Genomic DNA, 24,981 nt, shown 5'->3' with positions numbered 1-24,981 from the left:
AGCGTTCGACCCCGGACAGCCCCTTGTTGTCGATGTCGGTGAAGCCCAGAACATGCGACGCGAGCGGGCCCAGCGGATACATCCGCCGGGCTTCACGCTGAAAGTTCAGCGCCGGGATGCCGAGACGGTTCACCGCATATTGCTGGCGTGGCGTCAGATGGCGGCGCAGCCAGACAAACCCGCGGTTCGACCGAAGCTTTTTTTCAACCGCTTTGACGTTGATGTCGGGAAGCGCCCTGGAGAGCCGAAGGGCGGCCTGTTCCGGGTCGAGCACAAGACGTGGATTAGCGAAAAGAGATGCCGTGCTCAGGCTCGTCGCCATCAGGATGCCGTTGCGGTCCACGATATCGGCACGGCCGGTAAACTTTTCGTCCTTCGTGACGCTGCGGGTGTAACGGGGTTCCGCATTTTCCGAAAACAGTGAGACATCGACCACCCGGACACCGATGACGGCGAAGGCTGCCGTAAACAGCGCGCCCGCGACCATCAGGCGGTTTCGGCCTGTCTCAATAGCGGTCTTGCGATCGCCCTCAATGCGAATTTTTTCCGGTGCCTGATTGCGGCGCGCGGTCATTGCGGCTTCTTCAGCTTGGCGAGGATCGGACCGAGCCAGTCATCGGTCTTGGGTGACCGGGGCGGCGGCGCGGCTTTCTTTTTAACCACTTCCATCGCCGGTAGCGCTGTTTCCGGATCGGCCTTGCGCAGCAATTCCTGCATCGACACGGTCTGGTCCGCCACCGGCGGGGCCATGCCAAGCAAACGCTTGCTCAGCGCTTCAAGCCGGGCCGGTTGGTTCAGATAACTCCATTCGGCCTGCATGACCTGTATGGCGTCGCGGTCGGTGATGATCTCCGCATTCAACGCATGCAGGCGATCTTCGAGGTCCTGCACGCGGTGCTTGACCACAAACAAGCCGATGACGACGGCAATTCCAAGAACCGACCAGAGCAAAGTGGACTGCCGCATGGCTCAGCCCTCCTGCGGTGCGGGTGATGCCGTGCGCTCGGCAATACGCAGCCGGGCGGAGCGGGCGCGAGGATTGCGGCGCGTTTCGGCGCCCGATGGTTTCAGCGCGCCGCGCCGGACCAGTTTGAAACAGGGCGCCGGTCCGGTATCCGATGCGGCCGGCAAATGACGCGAGACCGTCGGGACATCGCCCGAATGAACGCGCAGAAACTCCTTCACGATGCGGTCTTCCAGCGAATGGAAAGCAACGATGGCGAGGCGGCCACCCGGGGCGAGGACTATTTCGGCTGCCTGCAACCCGCGTTCAAGCTCGTCGAGTTCTTCATTGATCTGAATACGGATCGCCTGAAATGTCCGGGTTGCCGGGTCGGTTTTGGACGCATGTCCGCCGCGATAGGTATTGCGGACGATGTCGGCGAGTTGCCCGGTACGGGTAATAGGTGCATCTGCGCGGGCCCGAACGATAGCTCGGGCGATCCGCCGGGCCTGTCGCTCTTCGCCGTATTTGAAAATAATATCTGCGAGAACGCTTTCCTCGGTATCGTTGACGAGGTCCGTCGCCGAAAGACCGTCTTTGCCCTGCCGCATATCGAGCGGCCCGTCGCTGCGGAAACTGAAACCGCGCGCGGCGTCATCGAGTTGCATAGACGAGACGCCGAGGTCGAGCGCAATACCGTCGACGGATTCGATCCCCTGTTGAGCGAGAATATCGGCCATATCGCCAAACCGGCCTTCGATCACCGTCAGGCGTCCGGCATATTTATCGACCAGCTCAGCGGCGTTGGCGACCGCATCCGGATCGCGATCGATTGCCCATACCCGGCAATCCGCGGCGTCAAGGATAGCTGTGGTATATCCACCGGCGCCGAAGGTGCCGTCGACATAGCGTCCACCATCGCGCGGCTCCAGGCCTGCGAGAACTTCGTCGATCATGACGGGTTCGTGCCCGAAGCCGCCAGAGGGGCCCATCGCAGTATTCATTGCAGCGACCCCCCGTTCAGCCGGGCGCGCAAGGCTTCAACCTCCGCGGCCTGGTGCTTTTCATAGGCATCCGGCGCCCATATCTGAAAACGGGTGCCGCGGCCAACGAAGGTCGCGCGGTCGGTAATGCCGGCATGCTCAACAAGGCGGGCGGGCAGAATGATTCGCCCTTCACCGTCAAATGGCAGCTCGCTGGAGATCGCCATGATGGTCTCGACCAGCCCGTCATCCGACTTACCGACCAGTGTTTGCGCGAAATCTCCTCCATCGAGAGATTGGTCGAACCGGCGCCGGTTGAGTTCTTCGAGCGTGCCTTTTCCGAATGCTTCAATTGCCGGATCGGTCAGCGATGGATAGGCGATAACCCCTTGATACGTCTCGGTTCCGAGCGCCGAGCGATAGGCAGCGGGAACCGATACACGGCCCTTCCGGTCTACCTTGTTCTCGTATGTCGAAATAAACGACGTCACGGGGCGATCCGACTTTCCTGTCTTTTCCTGCCGACGAGGCGGCACAAAACCACGTCCCTGTAACGGATGTGGGACATGGTGGGATATCATGGGTTATTATGGGAGTCAATGCCATCAATAGTAAATAACTAGTTAAGAACGGGCATTTAGAAGCATTCATTGACGTGACTGAATGCCCGTCCAACCGAAATTGAAATTGATCGGAAGTCCGTCTGAAGGATTGTCTACCATCTGATTGTGGCAGCACTGTGTTCTTATTATGTTCTCAATTGGGCGGTTGGCGCTAAAAAAACGCCGAAACGGTAGGTGTCCGAGATCGGGTTCCCTTTCGCTGTCGCAGATATAAAAAACCGCGGCCTTGTGCAGGCCGCGGCTTGGAAACGGTTTCGTTCGGGATCCGGCCCCGGGAGGGGCCTGCCGAGACTACCTGGCGATACTAATCGTAATCGAAACCCGCCGGTTGGCGCGCAGACGCGTCTCTTCGGGGGTTTGAACCGCAAGTCCCTTTTCGCCGACGCCGCGTGCCGAGATACGCGCCGCCTCAATACCGCGTGCGATCAATGCCTTTTTGACGTTTTCGGCGCGCATCGATGAGAGATTCATATTATAGGCGTCCGTGCCGACCGTATCCGCGTGGCCGACGACGACGAAGGACGCAGGCTTGTTACGCCACTCGGCCGCGATCGGGTCGAGCTGTTTGCCGATGGCAATACTGACGCGCGATTTATCGTATCCAAACTCGATGTTGCGGGTGACCGGTTTGGGTGCCATGACGGGAGCGGGCTTCACGGGCGCGGGCTTCACCGCAGCGACGCGGGGCCCTTTGAGCATTTTGCCGAGTTTGACGGTTACATAGCCGCCGCCCAGGCCGAAACGTAATCCGGTTTCGGCTGAATCTACATCCAGAATGACATCGTTCGTTCGGTTTTTAAGTCCTGCGCCACCGCTTCCCTTACCGAGAATGGCGACCGCGCCAACGGCTCTGTATTCGCCCTCGATGTCGCCGGGCTTAGAAAGATTGTAGACCGCACCTGTGGCCGTCGCGACTGAATACCCGAGGTCGGCAATACTGTAACCGTCGGCCGTGAAGGCGTATTCCGACCCGTCGTTGAGGACCAATTTCCCCTGACCGGTATGAAAACCGATAACCAGGCCGGCATTATCGAAAGAAACGGTATATGTGCCGCTAGGGCTGCGATCTGCGGTTTTTTGTCCGGCGCAACCGGCGGCCGTCAGAATGAGCAAAAGCGACAGGGTTTTGATGGTGCGTCCAAATGAAATCATCTCGGGTTCCCACATTTAATGTCGCGCTCGGCAGGACGAAATTTTACGCGTCGGGCCGCAGCACGGAAAACCGACAGATCGCCTGACCTGTCTTCAATATTTAGTTGGATACGCTTGTTTCGGCTTGCAAGTATTGATCGTTGTCAATTGCAGCCCCGATGGGAATGCCGCTTGAATGCGCCTGTTTGCCTGCGCATTTTCCGGTTGTGTCAAATATAGGTCCAGACGGTCTGTAAGCCGGGTTCTGTCCCCGCCGCGGCCGAAGCCGGACGGGAGATGGCCATTCATCTGGGGCGTCCGTTGCCGAACGCCTCGTCGCGACCTACCCGGGCAGCGGCGCAGAAACACGCCTGCGGATTTGCATCCACGTGCCGCCCCTATTCGGTCTTGCTCCCGGTGGGGTTTCCCCTGCCGCTCCCGTCACCGGAAGCGCGGTGCGCTCTTACCGCACCCTTTCACCCTTACCTGATGCTCAGCAAAAGGCGGTTTGCTTTCTGTGGCACTTTCCCTGGGGTCACCCCCGCCGGCCGTTAACCGGCACCGTGTTTCCATGGAGCCCGGACTTTCCTCGATCCAAAAGGACCGCAACCATCCGACCGTCTGGCCACCCCTTATCCCACGACTGCGATCAGGCGGTCAAGAAGACCCGCTGTTTCCCCGTCAAGTGAGCCGGTGATGCTGGTTGGCCGGAAATGGCGCTGGAAGGCTTCTACTGTTTTGGTAAAATCAACCGTCTCGTAACCAAATTTGGCGAGCAGGTCTGTGCCCTCTTGCTGGTTCATTTCAAGGGAAAGGGCATCTTCAGGCCAGACCCCGACCCCGGCTTTGAACAACCTGAACCAGTCGAACAACTCGCCGGGATCAGTTTTGCGACGCGGCGCGACATCGGAATGCCCGACCACGTTTCGGGCCGGAATTTGATACCGGCTGATAATGTTCAGGGCCAGTTTTTCCAGGGCTTGCATTTGTTTTTCAGGAAAGGGGCTTAAACCGAATTCATGGCCCGGGTTGACCAGTTCGATGCCGATGGAACGGGCGTTGATATCGTGATCGCCGCGCCAACAGGCTTCCCCCGCGTGCCAGGCCCGGCAATCTTCCCCGACCAGTTGGGTGAGTGCGCCGTCTTCATCGATGACATAGTGGGCGCTAACTTTTGTGCCCGGATCGCACAACCTGTCGATCGCGGCCTGGGCGCTTTCCATGCCCGTATAATGAAGAACCAGCATGTCGATAGGGATTTCCGCCGAGCGCTCGTCAAAATTAGAGGTCGGCTGGTGTTTCATTAATTCGAGCTTTCAGGTACTATTATTACGTGAAAAATTCATCGCTGGAAGATGCCATTGATAATGCGGTTTTTATAAATAACTTCAAAGTGAATTGGTGCCAATAATGATCCCAAAAAATAAATATAGACCACATGATCAAAATATTAAGTACAGTGTTACACCTCCAAAAAACTACCAAGATAAAGAATTTTGGGATAACACAGCAAAATATAGCTTTATATATTCAATGGCAGCTCTTGTTACTTCTTTCGTGCTAATGGTCGGAGGAATGATACTTATTTACCTAGGCGTCGAAGGATCTATTACATGGATTAGTGACATTTTTGGTGCCACGAACAAACTCTATAACGCAAGCCCAGGTGTTGTCCTTTTTCTCTGTGGGTTAATCATTATCCTATTTACTCGGTTCCGAGTAAAAGCGAGCACTAAATAAGCATGTCCTATCCCATTCCGCGTTGCTTCTTGATGGTGTCATAAGCGGCATTGATGGCGGCCATTTTCTCGTTGGCCAGATCGATGAATTCCTGTGGCAGTCCCTGTGCGATCAGTTTGTCGGGATGGTTAACGACCAGCAACTTGCGATAGGCTTTCTTGACGTCTGCGTCATCGGCATCGGGATCGACACCCAGGACCTCATAAGGACTTGATGTTTCGGGGGTGTCGTAACTGGCGCGCAGACGTTCAAAATCCCGTTCGGAAAATCCGAAGATGATCGACACCTTGGCCAGGAAATCCATTTCCGCCGGATGAATGACGCCGTCAGCCAGCGCAATATGAAACAAGCCGCCGATTAATTCCTCAAGCACAGCCGGTTCGTGTGCAAACATCTGGGCGACTTGTTCGGCGTAGGGCTCAAAACCGCTGGCGTCCTTGCGGGCTTCGTCAAACAATTTGCCGACGCTGGCCATTTCATCAGACGGAATATGGAAAATCTGTTTAAAGGCCAAGACCTCTTCGCGGCTGACGACACCGTCGGCCTTGGCCATTTTCGCACTCAGTACAATCACCGCCATGGTGAAAGCGACCTGCCGGGATTGCTGGTCATAACCGCCGGGGCCAACCCTTGCCCCTTCACCGGTGCGAGCCTGATCCATTTTATGACCGGCGTAAGCACCGATCAACGCGCCCAGCGGCCCGCCAAGAGCAAAACCGGCGACGCCGCCAATCACTTTTCCCCAAATGCTCATGTGCTCTGTCCAGCCATCAGGTAAATTGAATCTCGCCGCCCGGCAGCAGATAGAGCACCAGCGCCTCGCCATCGGAAACTGTCGGACTGTGGGCCGATCCCGGCTCATTGACACACCAGCCAGCGCCATGACCATCAAACCTGGCCGTCGCCGTCACCGGCATGGTCATACACACTTCACCGGTCGGATGGCTGTGATGGGGGCCAACGATGTCCGTCAACTGGACCACATCGACGCTTAAGTCATGGGTTTCTGGCGATGGCTTGATAACCCGTCCAAAACGCCGTCCTTCATCACCATGGGCGCACATCCAGCCCGCCTTGATGGCGTCGTGACAGGCTGCGTCTATGGCCTTGAAGATTTCACTATCAGCGGGGAAGTCACGGTTCAGATCTGCGGCCATTTGCTGGTCAACAGGTTTACCCGAAATGGCGTCCATGACCGGTTGTATCAATACCTGGAATTGATCCTGATTCATTGTTCATCCTCAACGATTGAATTTAAAGCATTGTCCCGATAAGCGGCCCGATAGGCAAGAATTCGTTGCCGGAACTGATCGGATATTTCCCAACAGATCAATCTGTTGACGATGATCTAAATAAGTATTATAGTACCGAATTATTGATTAAGCTCTAAAATCCGAGCAACACAAACACTATCCGATAAGGCGAGAGCTTCTAATGAGCGGAAAAAAAACTGTCACTATCCGGCCCCTGAGCCCGGACGATCTGGAACGAGTTGTGGAAATCGACAGCCGGATTATGGGACGACCAAGGCGCAAGTTCTTTGAAAAAAGATTGCAAGCGGCGCTTGCCGATGCCCACGGATTTGTCGCCCTTGCCCTGACAGACCCATCAGACGCACTGCAAGGCTTCGCCATTGCCCGCATTCAAAATGGCGAATACGGCGATGATAAACGCGCCGCCGTTCTTGATGTTCTCGGCGTCGATCCCGACGCCCGCCATGATGGCGGTGGACATGCCCTGCTTAATGGCCTGACCGATATTTTGAAAAAACTGGAGATTACCGAATTACGAACCCAGGTTGACTGGCAGGATTTGGGGCTATCCCGATTCTTCGCCTCCACCGGCTTTCAATTGGCTCCGGAACAAATTCTTGAACGTCCGGTTTCGCGCAATCTTTAGGTAAGTAGGCAGACTCTAGCATGAACAATCCAACAGAAAGTGATGTCAACCGGCAACCAATGGACGCCGGGGTGCCTGATTACAGCGAACACAACGGTGACGATTTTGAATCCCTGCCTCGTGACCGCACAAGGGTCCGTTCCATGCAGCAGGAAGACCTGGGCAGTGTGGTGCGCATCGACGCCAAATTGACGGGCCATCAGCGCCCGAATTATTTCGCCGCAAAATTACAGGAAATGATGAGCGAGACCGGGGTTCGTGTCTCCCTGATTGCCGAAGTCGACGGCCTTGCCGCCGGCTTCATCATGGCGCGGGTTGATTTTGGTGAATTTGGTCACGCCGAGGCCGCCGCCCATATCGACACCATCGGTGTAAACCCCGATTACGCCCACGCGGGCATTGCCACGGCCCTGTTATCCCAGTTACTGATTAATCTGGAAGCCTTGCACGTGGAAACCGTCGGCACCCGTGTCGGCTGGAACGATTTGAACCTGCTGGGCTTTCTTAGCGCCAAGGGCTTTCAACCGGCCCAGCAGTTGTCGCTGGTTAAAACTATTTAACGACTTTGTTTCGTATCCAGCTTGAACAACGGTAGCGCGGATCATCGTAGACCGCCGCCATATTATCGAGCACCCCTTCAACCACCCCAAAACCGATAGCCCGGGCCCAGTGCAACGGACCGGCAGGATAATTAACGCCGTAGCACATCGCTATATCGACGGCCTGTTCAGTGCAAACCCGATTGTCGACGGCGTCGGCCCCTTCATTGGCGAGCATACAGACGGTTCGCATCACCACCATCCCGGCAAGGTCAGGGATCACCGAGACTGACTTGCCAAGAGCCTGAAAGAGGCCAATGACCGAGGCCAGTGCCGCCGGATCACAGGTTGCCGCCGGGGCAAGACCGATACGGGTGGCTTGTTCGTAATCAAGGGCCAGATCAAAGGCGATGGCATTCTCGTCGTGACTTGCAGCCAAACCACCATCACATAAATACAAATGCGCCGAACCCACTTCCAGATATCCGTGGTCGCTATCAGCCGCTTCATGCTGAACGGAGATACCAGCCTTTTCAATCAAATCAGTCAACACCGAAGCAACGCCTAAATCGCCCCGGGTGGTTACGCTATCAGGTGGCGGGATGGCAGCGCTGGTGGTCGCCTGAGCAGGCATCGCCCCTTCATGATAATCGTAGAAACCGCAGCCGCTCTTGCGTCCCAGTTTTCCTGATGCGACCAGTTCTTGCTGACAGGGTGAAGGCTTGAAGCGGGGAGCTTGCTCGAAAGCATTATAGACGGAGGTGGTCACCGCCAGATTGATGTCATTGCCGATCAGGTCCATCAATTCAAACGGCCCCATACGAAAGCCGCCGCTTTCGCGCATGATGGCATCGAAGGTGGCGACGTCTACAGCCTCTACCTCGAGCACCCTGAGGGCTTCGCCGTAAAAAGGCCGGGCCACCCGGTTGACGATAAAGCCCGGGGTCGAGGCGGCATGGACCGGTTTTTTCCCCCACGCTTCAGCGGTCGCAAAAACGCTGTCGGCGACACCGGGCGCGCTCCCCGAACCGCTGATCACTTCGACCAGTTTCATCACTTGTGCGGGATTGAAAAAATGCAGCCCGACAAAGTTTTCTGGCCGTGCGAGACATTCGCCGATGGTGGTGATCGACAGGGACGAGGTGTTGCTGGCCAGGATCGTGTCAACCTTGCAAATGTTTTCAAGATTTGTGAACAACTCTTGCTTGATGGCAAGGTCTTCGATGATCGCTTCAATCACCAATCCGGCCGGGGACAAATCCTCAAGCCCCGCCACGGATTTAAGTCTCGAAATTGTAGCAGCAACATCTTCGGCGCTAAACTTCCCCCGCACGACCAGACGCTCAAGCCCTTCGGCGACTTTTGCGATGGCCTTTTCAGCGCTGCCGGGTGCGGCGTCATAGAGCAATACCGAATGCCCCGCCTGGGCCGCGACCTGGGCGATGCCAGCACCCATGGTGCCCGCCCCAATAACGGCGACAACCTGCTCTGTTGACAGTGCGCCCACGTTATCGACCCCTGAAGGCGGGTTTTCGTTTTTCAAGGAAGGCATTGACCCCTTCGCTGTAATCTTCAGTTTGGCAGGCGATCCGTTGCAAATCGCGCTCAAGATCCAGTTGCTGGTCAAGGGTATTGCCGTGACTTTCGTTAATCGCCTTTTTGATCAGGCCAAGACCGACTGTCGGTTGGCTCGCCAGTGTCCCGGCCAGGGCGTGAGCTTCATCCATCAGCGCTTCATCGTCGATGCATTTCCAGATCAGGCCCCACTGTTCGGCTTGTTGCGCAGACAGATCGCCACCCAGCATCGCCATGCCCATTGACCGGGCGCGGCCAACCAGACGCGGCAGCGACCATGTTCCCCCGGCGTCAGGCACCAGTCCTAAGCGAACGAAGGGTTGAATGAAACGCGCCGATTTTGCTGCCAGCACCAGATCACAGGCCAGCGCCATGTTGGCGGCGGCCCCGGCGGCGACACCGTTTACGGCGCAGATCACAGGCTTGTCCATGCCCCGTATCTGACGGACGATGGGATTATAGCGTTTGTCCAGAGACTCCCCCAGATCAGGCGGCGGATCGCCGGGCTTGACGTCCCGTTCGGATAAATCCTGGCCGGCGCCGAAAGCCCGCCCGTTACCGCTGAGCAACACCGCGCGCACGTTTGCATCCCCTGCGGCATCGCCTAAAGCAGTGGCGATTTCTTCCAACATGACGGTCGTAAAGCTGTTGAGTTTTTCAGGACGGTTGAGCATCAAAATGCCGACGCCATCCTTGATATCATAATCTATGAATTGATAAGTCACAGTTGTCATCGTCCCTTAAAGGCGGGTTTTCGTTTTTCAAGAAAGGCGGCGATACCTTCCTTTCGGTCTTCGCTGGCCGCCAGGATCGTGAACGAGCGGCGTTCAAAATCAAGGCCATTGGCAAGCGATGTCTCGAAGGTCTTGAGCACGGATTGTTTTGCCATCTCAAGGGCGAGCGGGGATTTTTCGGCGATCTTGCAGGCTAGCGCGCAAGCCCGCGCGATGGTTTCACCTGCCGGCGTCACCTCTGCCACCAACTCCGCCTCCAGGGCCTGGACGGCATCGATGAATTCACCGCTGAGGATCATTTTCATGGCCAGTGACTTGCCGACAGCGCGGGTCAGGCGCTGGGTGCCGCCAGCCCCCGGAATCAGCCCCAAATTAATTTCCGGCAAGCCGAACTGGGCGGTCTCGCCGGCGATGATGATATCGGACTGCATGGCCAGTTCGCAGCCACCGCCCAGCGCGTACCCGTTAACGGCGGCGATCAGCGGTTTGGGAAAAGCGGCAATAGCCCGCCAATGGCCGGACCGGGCATCGCGGTGGATGCCGATGGCATCAAGGTCCGCCATTTCCTTGACATCGGCCCCGGCAGCAAAAACCTTTTCGCCGCCGCTAAGCACCACGGCATTAATGTCGTCCTTTGCCGAAAGACGCTCTAGAGCCTGGGCAAGCGCTTCGAGCACCGCCGTGTTCAGGGCGTTGTGAACCTCGGGTCGGTTCAGGGTCAGCACAGCGATGGCATCGTCCGGTCGCTCGTCAATGATCAGGATGCTCATGATTTTAAGTAAAGGCGTTGAAGGTAATGATTGTTTGCGTATCCTTGATGCCGGAAATCGCGTGCACCTGCTCGTTCACGAAATGGCCGATGTCGCTGTCATTGGGTATGTAGAATTTGGCCATCAGGTCAAACTCGCCGGAAACCGAATACACTTCCGAGGTCTGCTCGACTTTCTCGATCAGCGCATTGGCGACCGTATATGCACAGCCGAGTTCACATTTTACAAAAACGAAGACCGCTTGCATGTTTCTCTCCTTGCGTTGTTGCCCAAGAGATTACTCTGGACTTCAAGGCGGCGCAATCAGTGGCGTGTCGGTTTTATTGACATCCGTCAAATACAATCTTCCCCGACCCTCTTAAGGTACCTTGATGGTACCAAATGGAAAAGAAACGACGCCGGAAGCGTGCCCTGTTCTGCCCTCCGCAGATGGCACAAGGACCGCACAAACAAGCCCATCGATTTCCATAGAAGGGGCCGAGACACGTATTGATGTGCGCGGCCTGGAATCGCCACAGCCGTTGATCGGTATTTTGACCTTGCTTGAAAGCCCGAATGTGACCGATACGGTTATTGTTATCCATGACCGTGACCCGCTTCTGCTGTACCCGGAACTTGAAGAGCGCGGCTGGGCCTGGAGCCCGTTACCCGCACCGACAGGGCAGTTACATCTTCGCCTGACCCGGATTCCACGGGCGGAAGGTTGATTTCATGCAATTAGCAGGAACGATCATCGCTGGTGCCGGTGCACGCTTGCTGCCGCCGTCCATCCCTTACCGGTTTTTCTTCGCTTCGGGTTTCTATCACCTTCTGGGTTGGGTCCTGCTCTTTATGGCGGCGGTTCAAGTTCCCGTGTTTCAGGGGGGGTCGGGATATACACTGGCTTCACTACACGCCCTGACCTTGGGAGTTTTTGTCATGACGGCCATGGGCGCATCACTACAAATTTTCCCGGTGGTAACAGGCCAGTCCCTGAAAACCCTGTGGCCGATCCGTGTGGCATCATGGTTATTTATACCAGGTGTAGGCATCCTGATCGTAGGCTTTGGTGAAGGACATACCGGCGCCATGACTGCCGGTGGACTTTCCCTTGCCGTCGGTCTGGCCTTGTATATCTATGTCATCCTTGGATTGCTAACCCACGCTTCAGGTTTCAAGGTTCTGATTACTCACTTCTGGCTGGCGCTTGTGGCTTTGCTGGCTTTGCTTCTGATCGGCCTTGCCATGATCTTCGATCTGTTGTCGATCGATCAGGATATTGCGGCGGCGACCCACGGGATGATTGCCCTTTTCGGCTTCATGGGATTGCTGTCTATGGGTTTTGCTTCGGTTCTGGTGCCTATGTTCGCATTGGCCAACGCCCCTTCTCAAAAAAGTTCCCTGCTTGTCCTGGCCCTATACTGCGCCGGGTTGCTGGTTTGCATCAGCGCAGGATTGGCCGGTCAGCGGCAGATTGTTGTGATTGGCGCGGCGATGATGCTTCTGTCCGCCCTCGCCCATGTTTTGAGCATGAACAGGGTGATCAAGGCGGGCATGAAGAAGAAGCTTGGAATTTCCTTCATCCTGATCCGGGCAAGCTGGGTAGCTTTCCCATTCAGTATCGCCGTTGGCGTTGCCGCCATATCCGGTGTTCCTTTCGAGCCGACTTTGTTGGTGGCGGGATACCTTGTCGTTTTCGGCTGGCTTTTGACATTTGTTCTGGGGGTCCAACAACAGATCATGCCTTTTCTTGCCGCCATGAATGCCTCTACAGCCGGCAACAAACCACCCCGCCTGTCACAACTGGCGCGTGGTCTGCCCCTTAAGATTCATGCCGTCTGCCATTTCATCGCCTTCGCTGTGGTCGGCATCGGCATTGCCACAGACATGGAAAGCGCCGTTCAGGCGGGGGCCACCTTCGGGCTTGTTGGGGCATTTGCATTCCTGTGGTTCACCACCGATGTTTACCGTCGTATGCGAACCAGTTCACCTAAGAATGAAAGATCACAGATATGATGGAGTCATCTTTTAACATCCTGCGCACCCTGCATGACGAGCACTTCGCCATCATGGCATTGCTTGAAAAGCTGGAAACAACCTTGAACGGCGCCAAGGCAGCTCCCGCCAGCGACAATCCGGATATGAACCGCTTACTAGGTGATCTGGAAGCCGTTCTGAATGAGGAAATTTCCCATCATTACGCCTTCGAGGAACAACATCTTTTCCCCCTGTTTGCCGAGTTTGGTGACATGGGCATCACCCAGATGCTTCAAGGAGAGCATGAAATCATCCGCCCGCTGGCGCGCGACTTAAGCGACCGTGCCAAGGCTGGCCGCAAAGACGGTTTTAGCCCTGAGAGTTGGGAAATTTTTCGTGAAAAAGGTCTGGAACTTGTTGAGCGCGAAGTTTTTCACATCCAGAAAGAAGAAATGGGATTCCTTCCGGCCATCGATCAGATGATTGATGAGGAAACGGATCAAACATTGAGCATGGCCTATCAGGACATGAAGAACGCCGGTTAGTTATTGTTTGAGACCGGCAGGTCTATCCAGAATGTCGAGCCCTGACCTTCGGTGCTTATAAAACCGATGTTTCCTTTCAGCGCTGTGACCAGCTTGCCGGTAATTGAAAGCCCGATGCCGGTGCCCTCGATTTGACCTGCTTCCCGGCCTAGCCGGTCAAAGGGTGTGAACAGGTTTTGTTGCCTGTTTTCGGGAATTCCCGAACCGGTATCGATAATGTTGATCCGGATCATACTGTCCCCCATGGCCTGGCAGTTGACCGCAACACTGCCATTGTCACGGTTATATTTAACAGCGTTGGACAGCAAATTTAATAACACCTGTTTCAAACGAACCGGATCACTCCAGACATCGGGGATGGAGCCCACGTCGTCATGGCACATGAGCGACAGGTTACGATTTTTGGCCCGTGGCGCCAGGCTATCGAGGCACTCCTGAACAAGAGGCAGAACAGCTACTTTTTCAAATGAAACGGTCAGGTGCCCGGCCTCGATCTGGCTCAACTCCAGAACCTGTTTGATCAGCTCCAGCAGATGATCGCCGCTTTGCAAAATCAAGTCGACATATTCTTTTTGAGAGGCGCTTAATGGCTCCTTGGGATTGCTGCCGAGCAATTGCGAAAATCCCAAAATGGCGTTCATGGGCGTGCGCAATTCATGGCTCATGGAACTGAGAAATTCGGATTTTGCCCGGTTGGCCTGATCGGCGGCTTCCTTGGCCATACGAACTTTTATTTCGGCTTCTTTTTCAGCCGAGATATCGCGGATAATGCCGGTAAAGTGAATTACATCTGAGCTTCTGTTCTCGCTAACGGCTAACCACATAGGGAAAAGGTTGCCATTCTTGCGACGGCCTGTGACTTCGCGGCCAATGCCAATGATCTTGTTCCTACCGGTTTCCTGAAAAGCCCTGAGATAGCCATCGTGAGCAGATTTGTCGGGCTCTGGCATCAACATCTTGACGTTGTTGCCAATAACCTCATCAAGACTGAAATTAAAAATATTCACCGCCGCAGCATTAAATGATTGAATCACGCCGCCCATATCAATGGTAATAATAGCGTCAACGGCCGTTTCCACCACCGAACGCAAATGTGCTTCACTTGCCCGCAATGCATGTTCTGTTTGATCCAGCTTGTTCAAATGTTCTTCTGTAGCGCTCAGGAACGCATTTCCGGCACGGGCAACCAAATTAAGCTCATAACCCCCGTCACTGCCATGATCGGGAAGGCGTCCGGCATTGGGATGGTGAGGATTTATTCGGCGAAACGCGCCGACCAGAGCGTTAAGAGGCGCAACCAGTTGCTTGCGCACATACCAGATAATCCACGAGGCAAGAGCCAGAACAAAGAGCCCGGTGAGGAGCGCCGAAACGCTAACAAACGAGATCAGACCGTCAACTGTGTCATGAACTTTCCCTTCACTGGCAAGACGTGCCGAATGGAGTTCATTATCGAGAATAGCCAGGGCAACGATCGCCGATGTGTCGTCAATTTGTACAATTTTATCAATGGCGGTAGGAGCCATGGACCCGGCGGCCAATTTCTCGGCAGCTTTAAGATTCGAACGATATTTATTAATCGTTTCACTTAATATATCCAGCGCCCCTTCTTCCCTGAGCGTCAATCCGAGCGACTGATATGCGCTCAGGGCAATTGATATTTCCAAAAAATTTTTATAGGTCGCCGCAGCCTCGGAACGTTCCTTGCGCAGGATGAAGTTTTTGTAATGATGGACCATACCGTCAAAACCCAGCAGACCACGAAGATGGCTCAAAATAACAATTTTACGCGCTGTCACTGTGTTATGACCCTGCCATGCGCTTGCCATCTTGTCCGTCTGCTGCAAGGTGATAACCGACGTCAAAATAATTGATGCAACGACCAGAGAAAGTGCAACGGCCAGGCCTTTGCCGAAGGTGGTGATGCGTAGATGGGGAAAATTAAAAAACATTCTAGTTGTCATACCCGGCTAAAATGATACCGGTTCGCCGCAAAGCCAGGTCAACCAGACCAAAAACATCACTGGGTGTTTTATCGGTGCGCAGGTCGATGGCATAAAGATCACTGACCGGCTGTTCCCAATCCGTATTATCGACGACCACATCGACAATCGAATTAAGAATCTGTGTTGATATCAAAAAGACGGCGCTTGGCGTTATCTCTTCGTCTTTGGTATCTGTTAAGGGACTAATTTGCTCGAATTCAATCAACCAGCCGGGCACATCCGTCGATATGGAAATAAATCCCCTAAGTCGGGAAGTGACCTTTTCGGCATGGCTATAAACATCGGCCGGAATTTTATTTTCAAAGGCCTTGGGCTGCATAGCCTTAAGCTTTACGAACCCGTCTTCATCTTTAGATATGATTTGGGAATAGATGAGCAGTGATTGGTTAATGCCGTGCCAAAGGGAATAGACATGACTGGGTGTTAATCCCAATTCAAGGGAGCGACACTTAACAGGACTGGAAAGCACAAACACCGCAAACAATCCGGCAAGGACGAAACGGCCCGCCTTGCCACCTGACAACCCCTTATGCATAAAGTATAATTCCTTGTTATTAGTACTCTTTTCTATATTTTCATAATTGATAGAAAATTCAAGGTTTCCTACCATAACGATGTCCTTTTTTTGTGAAAATACCTCTCTTGTCTTGCCTGACGATAAAAGGCATGTTTCATCATCATGAATACCAAATCACCACCCCCGATCATCGGCGTCTCAGGCTGTCGAAAGGATATTGACGGTTACGATTACGACAGTGCACCCCACATGTTTATCGATGCCCTGGAACAGGCCTGCGGGGCGGTGCCGTTGATTGTTCCGACTTTGGGTGTTGCATTGGACCGAAAAACCCTGATCGACCATGTTGACGGCCTGTTGTTTACGGGCAGTGTCTCCAATGTAGAGCCCCATCATTACGATGGGCCAGATAGTGTCGAAGGAACGGCCCACGACCCCCACCGTGACGCCACGACCCTGCCCCTGATCGTCGAGGCGGTTGAGGCCGGGGTGCCTGTTTTTTGTATCTGTCGGGGGTTTCAGGAATTGAACGTTGCTTATGGCGGCAGTTTGCATCAACGGGTTTTTGAAGTCCCTGGCTTGCTTGACCATCGCAGCGACCGTACACAGCCGATGGATATCCGTTTTGATCTGGCCCATGAAATGAGCCTCGTTGAAGGGGCCTACTTTGCCAGGTTAGCCGGATCGACGAAGATTATGGTCAATTCACTGCACGGCCAGGGAATCGAGAGGGTTGGCGACGGTTTAAGCATTCAGGCTATTGCTCCGGACGGTCTTGTTGAAGGGCTTACAGTGGATGGCGCCCAACGTTTTGCCGCAGGTGTTCAATGGCACCCGGAATTCAAAGTCATGGACAATCCGTTCTCGCGCGCCCTGTTTGGTGCCTTCGCAGAGAGCGCCCAGGAAAAGGCCGCCAGCTAACCAACCGGCAGCGTGATTGTAAAGGTCGAGCCCTTGCCGGGCTTGCTTTGAACAACCATCGAACCGTTACATTTTTCCAGCAAATCCTTACAAAGAAGAAGACCAAGGCCGGTGCCTGACTCTCCCCCGGTTCCCTTGGTCGAGTTCTTGTCACCAATGCTGAACAATTTATCTACCTGTTCGGGGGTCATGCCGACACCGGTATCGGAAACTGATATTTCGCAAACGCCGTCTTGATTTCGCCCGTCAATCGTAACCGTTCCTTCCGCCGCGGTGAATTTAATAGCGTTACTGGTCAGGTTGCGAATGACGGTGTCAACCATGTGTGTATCGGCGAAGGCATGCACGTCAGCGTTTACTTTGCTTTCAACGCGGACGTTCTTGTCAGCGCCGACAGGGCCTAATACATCAACCGTTTTTCCGACAAGTTCATGTACTTCCAGGATAACGGGTTCGCTGGGAATCTGATCCATTTGCAGCCGCGCCCATTCCAGCAAATTTTCCAGAAGGGCGAAAAGGCGGTTTGCAGATTCATTTATATTGACGGCGCTTTCGACGATTTTTTCTGGCGTCATCTTGTCCGCCGCCATGGCGATCATCCCCGTGTAGCCAAGCAACGATGTAAAGGGGCTTTTCAAGTCGTGGGCGATAATGGAAAAGAAACGGTCTTTTTCCTGGTTCAGGGTTTCCAACTCCTGCTTGCTCTGCGTGACATCGGCAAGGGCAGCTTCAAGTTCACCCTGGGCAATTGCCAGATCTTCGGCCATCTGGACGTATTCAACACTTTGTGCCTCGAAACGCTCGCTGGAATCCTGCAAATCCATCATTCGCTTGATCAGGTCCTCCTGATTGTCGCGAATGTTGTCTTCGTAACGTTTCCTGTCTATAGCATGGCGGATCATACGTTCCAGAAAGCGCGAGCTCAGCTGATCGCGAACCAGATAAATCATGGCGCCCAGATTGACCGCCTCGCTTTCCAGTTCCGGATCGTCATCATTGGCAAGCACCAAAGCGGGGCCCCGACAACCCTGTCCTGATATTTCCCAGATAATTTCCAGGCCGCGATTGTCTGAAAATTCCTTACTGACAAGATAGGCATCGTGATTGTTTAAGCCGATTTCCTTCAACACTTCCTCATAGGAAACGATGACTTCAAGCTCAAAGGTATCCGTAATTGAAGATATCAAGTCTTCAATTCGGGCACGTCGGTCAGGATCATCCTCGACAAGCAGTATTTTCAGGCGGGTCATGGCGTTAATTGTCATAATCTTGGTATAAAGGTAAAAGTATTAAATTTTAAGTGATTACAAATTGACGATTATCAATTGTGAGCATCGAAATATCGACATAATCCTCTTAAGCCGTAGACGGGATTGCTGTTGACGATTGTCCACGGCAATGATACCCGGTGAGCTTCAATCCCTATGCTACAATGTGCTACGTTAAACGCCCTCAAATATTTAAGTTTTTGGAGATGAACCATGAACGCCAAGGCTCCCGCAAAGGACGCACTTGATCCCATTGAAAACGCATCGCGTGATGAAATCAGCGCCCTGCAACTTGAACGCCTGAAATGGTCAGTCAAGCATGCCTACGACAACGTAGAGCACTATAAGCTCGGCTTTGATGAAGCCGGTGTTCACCCTGACGATATTCAAACCCTGTCTGATTTGTCCAAGTTCCCCTTGAGCCGAAAAAAACATATTCGCGACAACTACCCCTTTGGCATGTTCGCCGTGCCAAAAGAGCAGGTTGTACGCGTTCATGCCTCCAGTGGCACGACCGGAAATCCGACGGTTGTCGGGTACACCAAAAAGGACATCGATACTTGGTCTGATCTGGTCGCCCGTTCGCTACGCGCCGCCGGTGCACATTCAGGGCAGGTCGCCCATATCGCCTTTGGCTACGGTCTTCGCACCAACGCTTTTGGTTTGCATTACGGGGCCGAGAAACTGGGTTGTATGGTCATCCCCATGTCAGGCGGTCAGGCCGAAAAACAGCTTCAGCTGATCAATGATTTCAAACCCGATATCGTCATGGTGACACCGTCATATATGTTGGCTTTGGGCGATATGCTAAAGCGTAACGGCATTGATCCCCGCGACACATCAATCAAGATCGGTATTCACGGGGCAGAGCCATGGACTTATGCCATGCGCGATGAAATCGAACAGCTGTTCGGCATTGACGCCCTTGATATTTACGGTCTTTCGGAAGTCATGGGCCCCGGCGTCGCCTGCGAATGCGTCGAAGATAAAGACGGCCTGCACATCTGGGAGGATCATTTCTATCCGGAAATTATTGATCCGGAGACCGGTGAAGTGCTGCCCGATGGAGAGCAGGGTGAACTGGTTTTGACGTCCCTGACCAAAGAGGCCCTGCCGGTGATCCGCTTCCGCACCCGCGACCTGACTCGTCTGATGCCCGGAACGGCGCGCACCATGCGCCGTATGGAGCGGGTCGGCGGTCGTTCCGATGACATGCTGATTATCCGCGGTCGAAACGTTTTTCCATCCCAGATCGAAGAAGTGATTTTGCAGGACAAACGTCTCTCTCCCCATTACTCGCTTGAGGTGACCAAGCATGATCGTATGGAAAACCTGACCGTGATGGCTGAAGTCAGACCTGACGCCGGTGGATTTGGTGAAACTTTCCGCCAGGAAATTTCCAAGGACCTGGCCCGGCGGATCAAACTTTCCGTTGGCTTTTCTGTGAATACCAAGGTCTTGCCCGTTGACGAAATCGAACGCTCCATGGGCCGGGTCAAACGCATTATCGATCACCGGACGGCGGAATAACCTGCCTTGGTTTGATGAAAACAAGAATTAAAGAAAAATGCTTCGGTCGCTTTGCCGAAGCATTTTTTTCTTTCTGGGTAAATATACGAAAGTCAATTTGAACCCAAGCAGCCATTAAGTTAAAAAATTTTCAATGTCTGATATTCAAGACCAATATCAAAGAAGCAAACGTGCTAATCGTTGACGACAACCCGCTCAATGTTCAACTGCTTAATATGATGCTGAAAATGGAAGGGTTCGCCAGGCCGAAATTCTGAAAATCAGGAACGACTATGCTCTAGGTCTGGTCATTTCCCAAATCGCTGGCGAAACGGAAACCGTTACGCCCTTCTTTTTTGACCTTGTACATGGCTTCATCGGCCTTTTTCAAAAGGGCTTCACAATCACTGGCATCATCAGGATATAAGGCAATGCCGATGCTGCCACTGATTTCACCCTTTGCCGCACCGACCGGATAGGACGCTGATAGAAATTTCACCATCTTTTGTGCAAACTGATCAACCGAACCCCTGTCGGTTATATCGCTCAACAAGATGACAAATTCATCGCCACCAATTCTGGCTGCCGTATCGGTCTCGCGAAGATGGTCGGAAATCCGGCTTGCAGCTTCTATCAGAAGCTTGTCCCCGGCCTCGTGACCCAGGCTATCGTTAACCACCTTGAAGCCATCCAGGTCGATAAACAAAAGAGCGAATTTCTTATCTTCCCGATGCCCAAGGGCCAGCGCAGTGTGGATGCGGTCCAATAAAAGACCGCGATTGGGAAGCCCGGTTAATCCGTCATGACTGGCGCTGTGACGAAGTTTTTCCTCGACCTCCTGGCGCAACACAATTTCTTCGGTCAACGCACGGGTTCTTTCTTCAACCCGTTGCTCCAGTGTTTTGTTCGCCTGATAAAGGGCTTCCACGGCCTGGTTATGATCCGTAATATCACGGGCCTCAAGCATCAGTGTGGAGCCGGAAATATCATAAGTGGTGACCGCCACCTCGACATCAATATACGACCTGTCGACACGGACAAGGCGCGACGGAAACAGCATGTCCTCCTCGACCAGACTGTCCAGATTTTCAGAAAAAATTTCCTCATAGTTTGGATGGAACAGGACCGAAATGTCTTCACCGATAAAATTATCGGCATCCTGGGCGCCAAGCATGATAAGACCGGCTTCATTGATAAAATTTATCTTGCCGTCCTCGCATGTACAGATCAGATCAAGGGCATTGTTTACCAGTTTGCGATAGCGGGCTTCGCTTCGGCGAATTGCTTCGGATATGCGCACCTGATGGGTAACATCGCGGGCAAGAATAATGGCGTAATCACCCCCCAATTCCCGCGCCTTGAACAGGTTGATCTTGACGCCCATCTCATTGCCGCTCAAAGCCGTCATCTTGGCCGGGAATGGTTCGGTTTCTTCTGCCAGAGCATCAAAAAAATTATCAATTGCTGAAGAATATTCAGCCGCCAGAAACTCCAGAAATGGTCTTCCGACAAGACCGTCTTTTTCGCCAGAACCCAGCAAGTCGATGGCCACAGAATTAACATTGGTGATAACACCGCCGTCGCAGATGCAGATGATGTCCGAAGACATTTCCAGGATCTGGACAAGATTATCAACATCGAAGCGAGGTCCCCTTTTCCGCCTTTCCGGCTGCGGGATTTCTTCAATCGTTTTGCTGGATGAAGAACTTGTCATTTTCACGCGATCATAAATATCATACAGCTCCCTCCAATTAGCTAAATCCAACAGGAACGGCCTGCATAATAGAATATTCTTATTTGTCTGGGTATGTAAGGGTTCTTAGGGGGATTTGAACCATTTTCTATATTATTTTTCCTAAATCATCCTGACACTTTTATTTTTAATAGAATCTCTGTATTTTCAAATCATGAAGTTCATTCCACTTATACTTGCTTTATTTCTTTTTTTTGGTCACGAGACGGTTTTTGCCGCCTCTGACGAAGTTGAAAATTCCGGGATGGACGAAAGCAGCGACAACCCGATAGAGGCTGTCATGCCTTATGTTCGCAAGTATTTAACACCGGCCAAGAAATTCCTCGACACTGAATCCCGCGCTCTTAAAAAGTGGATGAATGAAACATTAAGTGACTCCGGAAGGCGGGCAACCCCCAAGGTCACAATCGAGCTGCCACCCCCCGTTATGAAAGCCCCGGCATCGACACCTGCGATACCTGATCAACAGGAAGAAACGCCCAACAACGAGCAGAAATCTGAAGCGACTGAACCAGAACCGGAACCTGTGCCTGAACCTGAACCAGAGCCTGAACCGGAGCCGGAGCCGGAACCTGTGCCTGAATCTGAACCAAAGGCCGAGATAAAACCAACAGCCAAAATTGTCGTTAACGACCAGATTGAAATTGAAGAAGAAATCAAACAGAAAGCCGGTCTGCAAAAGCCTGTCCGCGAGACCAAAAATATCCTGCCGGGCACACCAAGACCGGAGCGACCTGTTGAAGAGGTTAAAGCCCGGGAAGTTGAACAACCCGCACAGTCATCGATGCCGACGCCTGATGCCGATATTCCGATAGCAAAGCAGGAAAAGCCCGTTCCTGTCTCCGTTTCCGTCTCCACTCCCGTTCCTGTCGCCACGACTGGTTTGACCCTTGGGCAATCGATGACGTTGGGATCGCCTTTTGACGGCAATGACAATAATTGCATCAGTAAACAAAATGGTCATGTGTTCTTTTGTACAAGAGACGTCATCTGGCCCGAACACATTCGCAAGTTGTTTGATAATGGCATAGCAATGTATAGGGGTTCACAAGCGGTCGTCCGATACGATGGGAAAAAACTGACACATGCCCATGCCCTTTTTTTCACAAATGGTTTGGAAGACGTCGTTTCTTATATGGAGAAACGTTTCGGCCCCCCGCTTGAGACATTGCAACGGATCGTGACCCCCTTTGAAGGCAGGCCAAAAAACAATCCGACACTGATTTGGCGCAAGAAAGATGTCGGAGACGGGGGAATGAAGGCGACAACACTGGAGATCAGGGCATTTGACGATTCCCGTGGTGGTTTCCCCGATATGGAACATGGATTGGTAAGGCTTTACGATACAGAATCATTGCCAATTTTCCCGCGTGTCAGCGACACTGAAATGATGTTGGCCAAACACGCGTTAAATTAACTCTGGACAGATCGGCGATTAATTCCATTTAAGTAGAGGTTATTGAATTTTCAGGAGACGGGATTTGAGTGCAGCCTTAGATAAAATTCTTCATGTAGAAGATGAAGTTGATATTCAGGAAATTGCCAAAATGGCTCTTGAAGCCGTCGGCGGCTTGAACGTCAGAACCTGTAGTGATGGCGAAGAAGCGTTATTGGTGGCACCCGAATTCCAACCTGATCTGTTCCTGCTTGATGTCATGATGCCAGGTATGGATGGTCCCGAAACTTTTCAGGCGTTACAAAAATTATCCGGGTTTGAAAACACCCCGGTCATCTTCATGACGGCCAAGGTGATGGAAGCTGAAGTAGCCCGGTTTAAGGAAATTGGCGCCCTGGGCGTGATTGCCAAGCCCTTTGACCCGATGACGCTTTCCGATCAGATCAAGGCTCTTTGGGACGATCGAACGGCCTAGAGCATCTTTAAGCAATTACGCGACTTAGTTCTTCATCGCCAAATTAAGGTGACTGGGATTTAGACGTCCCATGGCCAGCAGCAACTGATAGATGGCAAGCCGTTCCTCATAGGAGGCGGCGGTGAAGTTAATTTGCGCATTAGAAACTTCATTTTCCGCATCCAGAACGTTGATCACCGTTTCCTTGCCTGCTTCACGCAATTTCTTTCGCGAAATAAAAACTTCCGTTGCGATGTTGACCGCATTTTCCAAAAGCTCAAGGCGGGAACGGGCAGTCAGCAACGCCTGCCAGGATAATTTCACTTGCTCGATAATCTTGTCGATGGTCTGGTCGTGGTTCGAGCGACTGGTGCCAAAATCGTAGGCAACCTGGGTCAGACTATCGCTGGTCGTCAACCCGGTGAACAAGTTCCAGTTGGCCTGTAATTGAACAGAATAATCCCGCCGCGTCCCTAATGTTCCGGCATTATGTTTTTCATAGTTGGCGGTGCTGACAACATCGACAACCGGCGCATACTCAGACATCACCGTACGGCGGCGCTCACGCGTCATCTCGACCGTAACGGCGCTGTTTGAAATGGCCGGATTTTCCTGGATGGCGATTTCAATGGTCTTGTACAAATCACTGGGAATCATTTCCACCGGCGGCACCGGGTCTGTCATGGTTTCAAGATCCGGAACGTGATCAAAGACCTGAATGTATCGACTGACTGCATCTTCAAGGGCGCCTTCAAAGGTAACCCGGCGTTCCTTGGCGATCTGCAAACGGGATTTCGCCTGCAAGACGTCAACGGCAATACCTGATCCGCGCTGCACCCGTTCGTCTTCAAGATTTAATTGCCGGACAATTGTTGCTTCATTGCCGTGCGCCAGTTGGACAAGGCGTAATTGGCGAAGCACATCAACATAGGTGGACGTTCCCTCAAACAAAGTGTTCTGCAGGGTGCCTTCAAGGGTAATCAGGGACAGCGCCTTGTTCAACCGGGCCGTTCTGACAGTCGAGTGGGTCAGGTATCCGTTATAGACGTTCTGGGTCAGGGTCAGCCCGACCGTCTGCATGGTTCGCTGCCAATCTTTATCAGACAGCCGGGTGGTCGGGTTGTCAATATGTTGAGGGCCAGCGGTAGCCGTCGCCTGCAAGGTCGGCAGATAGCCGGCCTTCGATAACTTGACTCCCTGCTCTGCTGATTGCGCCGATGCCTTACCCGCCTTCACCAACGGATGAAGGTAGATAAAATTCGCCAGCTCCTCTTCCAGAGAAGCGGCCCTTACCTGAAACGGTGCGAGCAAAATGGACCCTGCAGTCATGGCAAGACAGAAAGACCTGATTGCCCTTGAACTATTGGCAATGCTCACAGGGATTTGCTCCCTGCTTTTGCAGGCCGAAATTCACACCTGTACACCATGAGTCCAGCTACCACTCAGTTGACCGACTGCAAGTGCCCGAAAAGAACGCATTTTTTGCCTCCCAGGCGACATGCATAAGAAGATGAAAATTAGGCCGATGGTTTTGGGACATCAATTGGACAAGGTGTGGATAAGTCCATGCAACTGTGGGTATACTCCGACTCATTGAGAAAGCGAAAAGTTCTTGCAAGACTCATTCGAAAGGATTCTTGTTGTCGGCATGATTCGCGCGAGATTTTTGAACACGACGGAACGGGCAGAGCTAACCGCGTTGGCACGGAGCGGCTTGGT

General features: G+C 53.1%; 25 protein-coding genes, 1 other RNA gene and 1 pseudogene. 9 read left to right on the top strand and 18 right to left on the bottom strand.

Going from position 1 to position 24,981, the window contains the following annotated elements:
- The 9 genes from HOL66_14090 to HOL66_14050 all read right to left on the bottom strand — a co-directional run.
- A partial coding sequence (locus HOL66_14090) for a penicillin-binding protein 2 (GenBank protein ID MBT5245362.1) occupies positions 1-574 on the bottom strand: 574 nt, incomplete at its 3' end.
- Positions 571-966, bottom strand: a complete 396-nt coding sequence (locus HOL66_14085) for a hypothetical protein (GenBank protein MBT5245361.1) — start codon at positions 964-966, stop codon at positions 571-573. The genes HOL66_14085 and HOL66_14090, both read right to left, overlap by 4 nt.
- A 3-nt stretch (positions 967-969) precedes the next feature.
- Complete coding sequence (gene rsmH, locus HOL66_14080; protein ID MBT5245360.1) at positions 970-1,935, bottom strand: 16S rRNA (cytosine(1402)-N(4))-methyltransferase RsmH; 966 nt, start codon at positions 1,933-1,935, stop codon at positions 970-972.
- An 8-nt stretch (positions 1,936-1,943) separates the two neighbouring features.
- Positions 1,944-2,417, bottom strand: coding sequence for a division/cell wall cluster transcriptional repressor MraZ (locus HOL66_14075; protein ID MBT5245359.1), 474 nt, complete (start codon positions 2,415-2,417; stop codon positions 1,944-1,946).
- A 423-nt stretch (positions 2,418-2,840) separates the two neighbouring features.
- The gene (locus HOL66_14070; protein MBT5245358.1) at positions 2,841-3,701 is read right to left on the bottom strand and encodes an OmpA family protein; all 861 of its coding nucleotides are present in this window, start codon (positions 3,699-3,701) and stop codon (positions 2,841-2,843) included.
- A gap of 217 nt (positions 3,702-3,918) precedes the next feature.
- Positions 3,919-4,305, bottom strand: an RNA gene (gene rnpB, locus HOL66_14065) — RNase P RNA component class A.
- A gap of 7 nt (positions 4,306-4,312) precedes the next feature.
- Entirely contained in the window at positions 4,313-4,984 is a 672-nt protein-coding gene (locus tag HOL66_14060; protein MBT5245357.1) for an N-acetylmuramoyl-L-alanine amidase, read from the bottom strand.
- Positions 4,985-5,427: 443 nt separating this feature from the next.
- Complete coding sequence (locus HOL66_14055) at positions 5,428-6,174, bottom strand: DnaJ domain-containing protein (GenBank protein MBT5245356.1); 747 nt, start codon at positions 6,172-6,174, stop codon at positions 5,428-5,430.
- 16 nt (positions 6,175-6,190) lie between these two features.
- A complete protein-coding gene (locus HOL66_14050) occupies positions 6,191-6,652 on the bottom strand; it encodes a DUF4863 family protein (protein ID MBT5245355.1) in 462 nt (153 codons plus the stop codon).
- 202 nt (positions 6,653-6,854) lie between these two features.
- On the opposite strand from HOL66_14050, the gene HOL66_14045 reads away from it, so the two are divergent.
- Together HOL66_14045 and HOL66_14040 are read left to right on the top strand one after the other, a co-directional pair.
- Complete coding sequence (locus HOL66_14045) at positions 6,855-7,319, top strand: GNAT family N-acetyltransferase (GenBank protein MBT5245354.1); 465 nt, start codon at positions 6,855-6,857, stop codon at positions 7,317-7,319.
- Positions 7,320-7,339: 20 nt separating this feature from the next.
- Entirely contained in the window at positions 7,340-7,879 is a 540-nt protein-coding gene (locus HOL66_14040) for a GNAT family N-acetyltransferase (protein MBT5245353.1), read from the top strand.
- On the opposite strand, the gene HOL66_14035 is transcribed toward HOL66_14040, so the two are convergent.
- Genes HOL66_14035 through HOL66_14020 form a run of 4 tightly spaced genes read right to left on the bottom strand, consistent with a single transcriptional unit; the run spans position 7,872 to position 11,184 of the window.
- Positions 7,872-9,365 carry a 3-hydroxyacyl-CoA dehydrogenase gene (locus HOL66_14035; protein ID MBT5245352.1) on the bottom strand — a complete coding sequence of 498 codons (1,494 nt, stop codon included), beginning with the start codon at positions 9,363-9,365 and terminating at the stop codon, positions 7,872-7,874. The genes HOL66_14040 and HOL66_14035 overlap by 8 nt on opposite strands.
- 1 nt (position 9,366) lies before the next feature.
- Positions 9,367-10,158: a 2-(1,2-epoxy-1,2-dihydrophenyl)acetyl-CoA isomerase gene (locus HOL66_14030; GenBank protein ID MBT5245351.1), complete on the bottom strand. Its 792-nt coding sequence runs from the start codon at positions 10,156-10,158 to the stop codon at positions 9,367-9,369.
- A 5-nt stretch (positions 10,159-10,163) separates the two neighbouring features.
- Positions 10,164-10,937, bottom strand: a complete 774-nt coding sequence (locus HOL66_14025; protein ID MBT5245350.1) for a 2,3-dehydroadipyl-CoA hydratase — start codon at positions 10,935-10,937, stop codon at positions 10,164-10,166.
- A 4-nt stretch (positions 10,938-10,941) separates the two neighbouring features.
- Positions 10,942-11,184 (bottom strand): Lrp/AsnC ligand binding domain-containing protein, encoded by a 243-nt coding sequence (locus tag HOL66_14020; GenBank protein MBT5245349.1) that lies wholly within the window; start codon positions 11,182-11,184, stop codon positions 10,942-10,944.
- Between the two features lie 124 nt (positions 11,185-11,308).
- Between HOL66_14020 and HOL66_14015 the strand changes: the two genes are divergently transcribed.
- Genes HOL66_14015 through HOL66_14005 form a run of 3 tightly spaced genes read left to right on the top strand, consistent with a single transcriptional unit; the run spans position 11,309 to position 13,438 of the window.
- A complete protein-coding gene (locus HOL66_14015; GenBank protein ID MBT5245348.1) occupies positions 11,309-11,644 on the top strand; it encodes a DUF2249 domain-containing protein in 336 nt (111 codons plus the stop codon).
- Positions 11,645-11,648: 4 nt separating this feature from the next.
- Positions 11,649-12,932 carry a hypothetical protein gene (locus HOL66_14010; protein ID MBT5245347.1) on the top strand — a complete coding sequence of 428 codons (1,284 nt, stop codon included), beginning with the start codon at positions 11,649-11,651 and terminating at the stop codon, positions 12,930-12,932.
- Positions 12,929-13,438 carry a hemerythrin domain-containing protein gene (locus tag HOL66_14005; GenBank protein ID MBT5245346.1) on the top strand — a complete coding sequence of 170 codons (510 nt, stop codon included), beginning with the start codon at positions 12,929-12,931 and terminating at the stop codon, positions 13,436-13,438. Before HOL66_14010 ends, HOL66_14005 begins: the two co-directional genes overlap by 4 nt.
- Here HOL66_14005 and HOL66_14000 read toward each other — a convergent pair.
- Together HOL66_14000 and HOL66_13995 are read right to left on the bottom strand one after the other, a co-directional pair.
- A complete protein-coding gene (locus tag HOL66_14000) occupies positions 13,435-15,390 on the bottom strand; it encodes a PAS domain S-box protein (protein MBT5245345.1) in 1,956 nt (651 codons plus the stop codon). The genes HOL66_14005 and HOL66_14000 overlap by 4 nt on opposite strands.
- A 1-nt stretch (position 15,391) precedes the next feature.
- Positions 15,392-15,979 carry a hypothetical protein gene (locus tag HOL66_13995; GenBank protein ID MBT5245344.1) on the bottom strand — a complete coding sequence of 196 codons (588 nt, stop codon included), beginning with the start codon at positions 15,977-15,979 and terminating at the stop codon, positions 15,392-15,394.
- Between the two features lie 144 nt (positions 15,980-16,123).
- Between HOL66_13995 and HOL66_13990 the strand changes: the two genes are divergently transcribed.
- A complete protein-coding gene (locus HOL66_13990; protein MBT5245343.1) occupies positions 16,124-16,882 on the top strand; it encodes a gamma-glutamyl-gamma-aminobutyrate hydrolase family protein in 759 nt (252 codons plus the stop codon).
- Here HOL66_13990 and HOL66_13985 read toward each other — a convergent pair.
- On the bottom strand, positions 16,879-18,147 hold the full coding sequence (locus tag HOL66_13985) for a hypothetical protein (GenBank protein MBT5245342.1): 1,269 nt from the start codon (positions 18,145-18,147) through the stop codon (positions 16,879-16,881). The two genes, HOL66_13990 and HOL66_13985, sit on opposite strands and share 4 nt — an antisense overlap.
- Before the next feature lie 216 nt (positions 18,148-18,363).
- Between HOL66_13985 and paaF the strand changes: the two genes are divergently transcribed.
- Positions 18,364-19,680 carry a phenylacetate--CoA ligase gene (gene paaF, locus HOL66_13980; protein ID MBT5245341.1) on the top strand — a complete coding sequence of 439 codons (1,317 nt, stop codon included), beginning with the start codon at positions 18,364-18,366 and terminating at the stop codon, positions 19,678-19,680.
- Positions 19,681-19,957: 277 nt separating this feature from the next.
- Here the strand turns inward: paaF and HOL66_13975 are convergent, their stop codons facing one another.
- Entirely contained in the window at positions 19,958-21,373 is a 1,416-nt protein-coding gene (locus HOL66_13975; protein ID MBT5245340.1) for a diguanylate cyclase, read from the bottom strand.
- A gap of 547 nt (positions 21,374-21,920) precedes the next feature.
- Here HOL66_13975 and HOL66_13970 point away from each other — a divergent pair.
- Positions 21,921-22,022: pseudogene (locus HOL66_13970) on the top strand (energy transducer TonB).
- A gap of 871 nt (positions 22,023-22,893) precedes the next feature.
- Entirely contained in the window at positions 22,894-23,283 is a 390-nt protein-coding gene (locus HOL66_13965; GenBank protein ID MBT5245339.1) for a response regulator, read from the top strand.
- 24 nt (positions 23,284-23,307) lie between these two features.
- On the opposite strand, the gene HOL66_13960 is transcribed toward HOL66_13965, so the two are convergent.
- The gene (locus HOL66_13960; protein ID MBT5245338.1) at positions 23,308-24,591 is read right to left on the bottom strand and encodes a TolC family protein; all 1,284 of its coding nucleotides are present in this window, start codon (positions 24,589-24,591) and stop codon (positions 23,308-23,310) included.
- Positions 24,592-24,981 lie beyond the last annotated feature (390 nt).

Source organism: Rhodospirillaceae bacterium (genome assembly GCA_018662005.1).
Classification (GTDB): Bacteria; Pseudomonadota; Alphaproteobacteria; order Rhodospirillales; family JABHCV01; genus JACNJU01.
The sequence above is the reverse complement of the archived record's forward strand: the minus strand, read 5'-3'. Positions and strand labels throughout refer to the sequence as shown.